8 protein-coding genes are annotated in these 6,761 nt (G+C 67.5%); 6 read left to right on the top strand and 2 right to left on the bottom strand.

Going from position 1 to position 6,761, the window contains the following annotated elements:
* Positions 1 to 487: 487 nt before the first annotated feature.
* Entirely contained in the window at positions 488 to 1,681 is a 1,194-nt protein-coding gene (locus tag ACFPFW_RS14460) for an MFS transporter (protein WP_379771257.1), read from the top strand.
* Between the two features lie 49 nt (positions 1,682 to 1,730).
* On the opposite strand, the gene ACFPFW_RS14455 is transcribed toward ACFPFW_RS14460, so the two are convergent.
* The gene (locus tag ACFPFW_RS14455; protein ID WP_114957663.1) at positions 1,731 to 2,657 is read right to left on the bottom strand and encodes a LysR family transcriptional regulator; all 927 of its coding nucleotides are present in this window, start codon (positions 2,655 to 2,657) and stop codon (positions 1,731 to 1,733) included.
* A gap of 76 nt (positions 2,658 to 2,733) precedes the next feature.
* Between ACFPFW_RS14455 and ACFPFW_RS14450 the strand changes: the two genes are divergently transcribed.
* The 4 genes from ACFPFW_RS14450 (at position 2,734) to ACFPFW_RS14435 (ending at position 5,075) form a co-directional block, all read left to right on the top strand.
* Positions 2,734 to 3,519 (top strand): MBL fold metallo-hydrolase, encoded by a 786-nt coding sequence (locus tag ACFPFW_RS14450; protein ID WP_114957664.1) that lies wholly within the window; start codon positions 2,734 to 2,736, stop codon positions 3,517 to 3,519.
* A 61-nt stretch (positions 3,520 to 3,580) separates the two neighbouring features.
* On the top strand, positions 3,581 to 4,294 hold the full coding sequence (locus ACFPFW_RS14445) for an SDR family NAD(P)-dependent oxidoreductase (protein WP_114957665.1): 714 nt from the start codon (positions 3,581 to 3,583) through the stop codon (positions 4,292 to 4,294).
* Positions 4,295 to 4,320: 26 nt separating this feature from the next.
* Complete coding sequence (locus ACFPFW_RS14440; protein WP_114957666.1) at positions 4,321 to 4,566, top strand: tautomerase family protein; 246 nt, start codon at positions 4,321 to 4,323, stop codon at positions 4,564 to 4,566.
* Positions 4,567 to 4,844: 278 nt separating this feature from the next.
* Complete coding sequence (locus ACFPFW_RS14435) at positions 4,845 to 5,075, top strand: hypothetical protein (RefSeq protein WP_114957667.1); 231 nt, start codon at positions 4,845 to 4,847, stop codon at positions 5,073 to 5,075.
* Positions 5,076 to 5,176: 101 nt separating this feature from the next.
* On the opposite strand, the gene ACFPFW_RS14430 is transcribed toward ACFPFW_RS14435, so the two are convergent.
* Complete coding sequence (locus ACFPFW_RS14430; RefSeq protein WP_114957668.1) at positions 5,177 to 6,004, bottom strand: DUF1206 domain-containing protein; 828 nt, start codon at positions 6,002 to 6,004, stop codon at positions 5,177 to 5,179.
* Positions 6,005 to 6,061: 57 nt separating this feature from the next.
* On the opposite strand from ACFPFW_RS14430, the gene ACFPFW_RS14425 reads away from it, so the two are divergent.
* A complete protein-coding gene (locus ACFPFW_RS14425; protein WP_114957669.1) occupies positions 6,062 to 6,694 on the top strand; it encodes a LysE family translocator in 633 nt (210 codons plus the stop codon).
* Positions 6,695 to 6,761: the final 67 nt, after the last annotated feature.

The following is a 6,761-nucleotide window of genomic DNA, read 5'->3' as shown; positions in this document are numbered from 1 at the left end:
TTCTCGGTCGTCCTACATCCTCCGGCCTCCCGGGAGCGGGGTTCCGGACCCCGCCCGCAGGCGCCGCTCCTCATCCCGCGCCGGCCGGCCGGTACCTGGCCAGCGCCCCTCGCAGGGTGAGGATGAATGGAGGACTAGCAGAAGATAGGAATATTGTCAATATATTTGAGCCATGCGCGGACCGGGAGACGGGTGCGCCAAATCCCATTCTCCGTCATTGCCGGGCTTGACCCGGCAATCCAGCCAGCTGCCCGTTGCCTGGCTCTGGTCAAGCCCGGGCATGAGGAGTGCTTCCCCTCACGCACTCGAATCTCCCGGCGTCGAGTCGCCTCTCCCGTAACGGGGAGAGGCGCTCGCCCCCTGTGCGCAACCGTTATCGCGGTCCCATGCGTTCCTAGGGGAAGCGACGGTCCCGTTGGCGGGTGGTCACGCTCCAGCGCAGCCACGCGGGGGTGCGCAGTCACAGGGTCGAGATCGGCGAGGGTCCGTGTATCCAAATCCGCTGCCGCGCTTCGTTCTGCTCTATGCGCTGATGTATGCGGCGTTCGGGGTGACCTCGCCGTTCTGGCCACGGTTCTTCGAGACGCGCGGGCTGACGCCGGAAGAGCTCGGCCTGCTGTTCGCGGCCGGGACGGCGGTGCGGCTGGTGTCCGGTCCGCTGGCAGGCAGGGTGGCCGATCTTGTCGCGGCGCGGCGCGCGGTGCTCGCCGTCTGCACCGGCACGGCGGCTTTGGTCGCGCTCGGCGTGCTTCCGGCGCAGGGCTTCTGGCTGTTGCTGCTGGTGAGCCTGTGCCATGCGGCGGCGCTCGCCCCGGTCACCACGCTCGCGGATGCGCTGGCCCTGAACGCGGCCACGGCGTCCGGGCGCGCTGGCGGCAAGAGGTTCGAATATGGCTGGGTGCGCGGCACCGGCTCGGCGGCCTTCATCGTCGGGACGCTCATCGCCGGGCAGGTGGTGGGCGAAGCCGGGCTCGCTCTTATCGTCCCGATGCATGCGGGACTGCTCGCCGGCGCGGCTCTCGTCGCTCTGCTCGTCCCCGAGGTGATGTCCAAGCGGGACGCACCGGTGGCGAAAGAAGCGGCAAAGGAAGCGGGCTCGCCCGCCGGAGGCTTCGCGGCGCTACTGCGCATCGCGCTGTTCCGCCGGCTCCTGCTGGTGGCGGCGCTGGTGATGGGTAGCCATGCCATGCACGACGTGTTCGCGGTCATCCGCTGGCATGCGGCGGGCATGAGTGCGGGGCTGGCAAGCGTGCTGTGGTCGCTGTCGGTGGCGGCGGAGGTGGTCGTGTTCTTCCTGATCGGCCCGCCGCTGATCGCGCGGCTGGGCCCGGCGGCGGCGGCCGCCATCGCCGCGGCAGCGGGCGTGCTCCGCTGGATCGTCATGGCTCTGTCGGTCGATCCGCTGGCGCTCGTCCTGGTACAGCCGCTGCACGGCCTCACCTTCGCGCTGCTGCATCTCGCCTGCATGAGGCTGCTGGCGCAGACCGTGCCGCCGCAGCTCGCGGCGACCGGGCAGGCGGTCTACGCGCTCGCCGTCAGTGCGGCGACGGGGCTGCTGACGCTCACGGCGGGCGCGCTCTATGCCCGGTACGGTGCGCCGGCGTTCTTCGGGATGGCGGCGTTGTGTGCCGTGGCGCTGCCGCTGACGCTGGGGCTGCGGGTGCGCGTTCAGGAGGGGTAGGGCGCGATCGCCGGCGGTATCCGGCAAGCGTCCTCGGACGAACTTCCACTTATAACTGGCGGAAATCAGCGTTCGCTCCGCCCTCGATGAAAGTTTCAAAAAGCGCTCGCTCGCTCGCGAACATTTCACCGAGCTTGTCGGCCACCGTTCGGACCGGCGAATTCTTTCGGTCCTGGCGCCGTGTCAGAATCCAGACCTCGCGTGGCGGCGGGAGGGGCTCAAGTCTGCAGGGGCGCAGGCCGTTCTCCTGCCGCCCGATATAATGAGGAAGCAAAGCGAGACCGGCGTTCGCCTTGGCGGCGGTGGCCTGTGCGACCTGGTTGTTGGCACGGAACGAGACGCGCGCTCGGGGGAAGTGACGCGACAGCCAGGCGGCCTCGGGAATATCGGCGTTGACCTCGTCGAAGCCGACGAAGATCGGATCCGCCCCCGCCTCGACCTCGTCGCAGACAGCAGGCGTGCCGTAGAAGCCGTATCCAATGGTCGCGAGCTGGCGGGCGATCAGATAGCTGTCCTGCGGGCGACCGAGCCGGATGGCGATATCCGTCTCGTGCCGTTCCAGGCTGACGGCGCGGAGATCGGTAGCGAGATCGATGTCGAGCCCGGGATATTCGACGGGGATCCTGGCCAGCCGGGCGATCAGGAAGCCTTGGGAGAGCGCCGGAGAGGCGTTGATCCGTACGAGGCCGCGCGGGGCGTCGTCGGTGCCGGCGCGGCCGAGCGTCTGGGCGGCGGCTTCCATGTCGCTCGCCGCAGCGAGCGTGCGCGTGCCGGCGGGCGTCAGGACATAGCCGTCCGGCCGCCGTTCGACGAGCCTTTCCCCGAGCGAGGCCTCCAGCGCCTTGATCCGGCGCGCGACGGTGGCGTGATTGATCGCGAGCGTGCGCGCCGCCGCCGACAGGCTGCCATGCCGGCCCAGCGCGAGGAAGACGCGGAGGTCCTCCCAATCGAGGTCTGTGCGTTTTTGCTCAGCCATTGCGCAAGAATAGCGAATTTTGCGCAGGTGTGAACGACCCTATTCATTTGGGCACCGACAAACACGAGGTGTCCGGATGTCCTCCCAAGACCTGAAACTGACGCTCATCGGCGGCCCGACGGTCCTGATCGAATATGACGGACTGCGCCTGCTGACCGACCCGACTTTCGACCCTCCGGGCCTGTACCGCGAGGGACCGCCGGTCCGGTTCGAGAAGACCTCCGGCCCCGCGCTTTCGGTCGAGGAGGTCGGGCGGCTCGACGCCGTGCTGCTCAGCCACGACCAGCATTTCGACAATCTCGACGATTCCGGCCGCGCGATGCTGCCAACGGTTCGCGTGACCTACACGACCAGGGTTGGGGCGGAGCGCCTCGGCGGCAATGCTCGGGGACTGGCGCCGTTCGAGACGGTGTCCCTGACCGGCGCGAGCGGGCAGAGGCTCCTCGTCACGGCAACGCCCGCGCGGCATGGGCCCGTCGGCATCGAGCCGATCTCCGGCGATGTCGTCGGCTTCGCGCTCGGCACCGACAGGCCGGGCGACCTCCTCTACGTGACCGGCGACACCGTCTGGTACGACGGCACGGCCGAGGTCGCCCGCCAGTTCTCGCCCCGCGCCGTGATCCTGTTCACCGGCGCCGCCGAGCCGCGCGGCCGCTTCCACGTGACCATGGGCAGCGAGGACGCGCTGGAAGCGGCGCACGCCTTCCCGAACGCCACTCTGGTCGCCGCGCACAACGAGGGCTGGGTGCATTTCCGCGAAACCCAGGCGCAACTCGCCGACGTCTTCGCCCAGTTCGGGCTAAGCGACCGCCTGAGGCACTTCGAGCGCGGCAAGCTTCTCGTCATCGGCCCGCAGGCCTGAGCGATCCCAAAACCTTCATTCGACAACCCGCGCCAACGCGCATTTCCAGAGGTAACTCATCATGAGAACAGAGCAGAAAGTCGCAATCGTCACCGGAGCCTCGCAGGGCATCGGAGCGGCCATCGTCGAGGCGTATCGCAAGGACGGCTTCGCCGTCGTCGCCAATTCGCGCAGCATCAAACCCTCGCAAGACGATGGCGTGGTCGCGGTCCCCGGCAATATCGGCGATCGCGAGGTGGCGGCGCTGGTGGTCAAGACGGCGATCGAGCGCTTCGGGCGGATCGATACCTTGATCAACAATGCCGGCATCTTCATCGGCAAACCGTTCACCGACTACACGCCGGACGACTTCGCCAACGTCCTCGACGTCAACGTGCGCGGCTTCTTCCACGTGACCCAGCTCGCCGTCCCGCAGATGCTGCGGCAGGGCAGCGGGCATATCGTCCAGATCACGACGGCGCTCGTCGACCAGCCGATGACCGCGCTTCCGTCGGGCCTCGCGGCCCTGACCAAAGGCGGCCTCGACGCGGTGACGCGTTCGCTGGCGATCGAATATGCCAGGAGCGGTATCCGCGTGAACGCGGTGGCGCCGGGCATCATCAAGACGCCTATGAACCCGCCGGAGACGCACGCCGCGCTCGGCGCCCTGCATCCGGTCGGACGCATGGGCGAGGTCCGGGATGTCGTCGATGCGATCCGCTATCTGGAACAGGCGAGCTTCGTGACAGGCGAGACCCTGAACGTCGACGGCGGCCAGCACGCCGGCCATTGGTGATCGATCCAACCTGAAGGAGAACGACAATGCCCTATGTGAACATCAAGGTGACGCGCGAAGGCACCGCGCCAGGCGCCTTCAGCACGACACCGGAGCAGAAGGCCGCGCTCATCAAGGGAGTGAGCGACCTACTGTTCGAGGTGCTCGGTAAACCGCGGAATACGACATTCGTCATCATAGACGAGGTGGAGCTGGACAGCTGGGGCTTGGGTGGACTGCCGGTTCTGGAATATCGCGAGCTCGTGTCACGGGCGGCTCCGAAGGACGAGTGAACGTCATTCCATGGTCCGATGGCGCGGTATTTCGAGCTGGCTCGCCCGGCTAGCGGACGACGGCAATTACGAGCGAGAAGCAATCGCCTGTAATCGCCGCCGCGTCAGGATCATGTAATCCAACCGCATCAAAATTGTCGGTTTCTGTATCAGCCGCCCGCACGTTCGATAGAATCGTGCAATTCTGCCGGAGGCTTGGTCTACCGCTTCAGACCCTTCCGCCCCCATCTTCTTCTCACGCCAGCCAACACTGGCTGACACCATCGGAGGAGATGACTATGACCACGAACAAGACCCTGATCCTTGCCGCTGCCGCTCTGGTCGTCGGCGCCACGCCGGCCCTGGCCTGGAAGGACTCCCGCAACAACCAGAACGGCATGTATGCCTTCGTCCGCGAGCACAATGCGAAGATGGAGCGCCGCTTCGAGGTTCCGGCTTCACTGGAGATACGCGCCGCGACGACGGTGCAGCCGAAGAAGGCCGTGAAGCAGCAGCCGAAGGCGCAGTGAGGGTCGTTTGAAGGGCGTTATCCTCCTGCCTGACCGGAGGAGATCCACGCCAAGCGGCGCCCGAAAGGGCCGTCCCGACGGGGCGGCCCTTCTTTGTGCCCCTAGGCCGTTTTTAGCCGGCGCGTGTTCAGGCGTGGCTCGGGCGGATCGATCCTGCGGTAGAAGGCCTGGGCGATGGCGAAGGCGCCGAAGGCGAACAGGCCGGCCGATACGAGGGCGAGCAGGGCCCAGCCATAGGGCTGCTCGCGCAGGGTCTGGAGCGCGCCGCCAAGTCCCTTCGCGGCCGATGGATCGTGGGTCCAGGCGGCGAGGACGAGCAGGGCGCCGACGATAAGGAAGGTGACGCCTCGCGCCGCATAGCCGGCGCGGCCGAGCGGGATGAGCCAGGTTTCCTCGTCGCGGCCGCAGCGCAGCCTTTTGCGGAACGCGGCCGTCCAGGCGCGGACGAGCATCGCGCCGCCGGCGACGACGACGGCGATGCCGGCCGCGGCGACCAGCCAGGGGCCGAAAGGCTGCGACAGCAGCCAGCGCGTCCAGTCCTGCGCGCCGTCTCCGCCGCCCGACGAGCCGATGCCGAGCGAGAGCTGGATGGCCCAGGCCGCCAGTCCGAAATGAAGGGCGGAGCTGACGAGATGGGCGCCCCGCACCGCGAGTCCCTTCGCGCCGGTGCCGTGGCCGTCGGCATCGCTCAGCGCCTCGACGAGCCGCCAGAGCGCGAAGGCGAGGAGGCCGGCGGCGACGACGGCCAGGAGAACGCCGCCGAAGGGCTGGTTCATCAATTCGCGCAGGGCGTCGGTCGAGCCGCCGCTCATGCCGCCCGCGCCGATGGCGGCGAGAAGCGAAAGTCCGCCGACCAGGAGGTAGACGATCCCGCGCGCCGCATAGCCGCATCGCGCGGCATTCTCCAGTGTCTCCTTCGCCAAAGCCATTTGTCATCGCTCCGTTACAGGCTACAAACTCGCGACCTTCTTTCTTGTTCGTTCGCCATGACACCCCAAGCTCTCGTCGCATCCTTCTCAGCCGGTTTCGTCTACGGCATTTCGCCCGGTCCGGCGGTGCTCGCGATGTTCACGCTGACGGCGCTGTCCGGCCGCAAGCATGGCGCCCGGTTCATCGGTGCGCATCTGTTCGGCGACACGGTCTGGTGCTCGCTGGCCATTCTCGCGATCGTCGGCGTCAGCCAGTTGGGGCACACGCTGTTCGACGTGCTGGGCGTCGCCTGCGGGCTCTATCTGATCTGGCTGGGCTGGCAGGCGATCCGGCAGTCGGGCGATGCGGAGACGACGGCGATCGGCGCGATCAATCCGGCGCGCACGGGCTTCCTGTTCGGCATCACCAATCCGAAGGCCTATCCGGTCGCGGTGGCGATGTTCACCGCGCTGACCGCGCCGTTCGCGTCGAGCCTGACCTGGTCGGACGCGCCGGCCTTCATGCTGGCGGCGATCGTCGGCTTCGTGCTGGCCTATGCGCTCCTGTTGTGGATGGCCGGGCTGTCGCCGATCCGAAACGTGGTCTCGCGCCACCACCGCATCATCACCCGCATCACCGGGGCGATGTTCGTGCTGTTCGGCGCGAAATCGGTGTTCGACGTGTTCAATGCAGTGAGATCGCGGGCCTGACACGCGCAGGCTGTCGCTTTCTCACCATGTTGCAGTCATATTGAACGAATGCGACCGCGCCGGGGGA

Source organism: Flaviflagellibacter deserti (genome assembly GCF_042652085.1).
GTDB lineage: Bacteria > Pseudomonadota > Alphaproteobacteria > Rhizobiales > Methylopilaceae > Flaviflagellibacter > Flaviflagellibacter deserti.
This window is presented reverse-complemented; position numbering and strand designations above follow the sequence as displayed.

What these genes read in the sequence shown, in the direction of transcription:
- ACFPFW_RS14455 (WP_114957663.1), bottom strand. Translation starts at nt 2,657, where the DNA reads ATGGCTGAGCAAAAACGCACAGACCTCGATTGGGAGGACCTCCGCGTC.
- ACFPFW_RS14450 (WP_114957664.1), top strand. Translation starts at nt 2,734, where the DNA reads ATGTCCTCCCAAGACCTGAAACTGACGCTCATCGGCGGCCCGACGGTC.
- ACFPFW_RS14445 (WP_114957665.1), top strand. Translation starts at nt 3,581, where the DNA reads ATGAGAACAGAGCAGAAAGTCGCAATCGTCACCGGAGCCTCGCAGGGC.
- ACFPFW_RS14440 (WP_114957666.1), top strand. Translation starts at nt 4,321, where the DNA reads ATGCCCTATGTGAACATCAAGGTGACGCGCGAAGGCACCGCGCCAGGC.
- ACFPFW_RS14435 (WP_114957667.1), top strand. Translation starts at nt 4,845, where the DNA reads ATGACCACGAACAAGACCCTGATCCTTGCCGCTGCCGCTCTGGTCGTC.
- ACFPFW_RS14430 (WP_114957668.1), bottom strand. Translation starts at nt 6,004, where the DNA reads ATGGCTTTGGCGAAGGAGACACTGGAGAATGCCGCGCGATGCGGCTAT.
- ACFPFW_RS14425 (WP_114957669.1), top strand. Translation starts at nt 6,062, where the DNA reads ATGACACCCCAAGCTCTCGTCGCATCCTTCTCAGCCGGTTTCGTCTAC.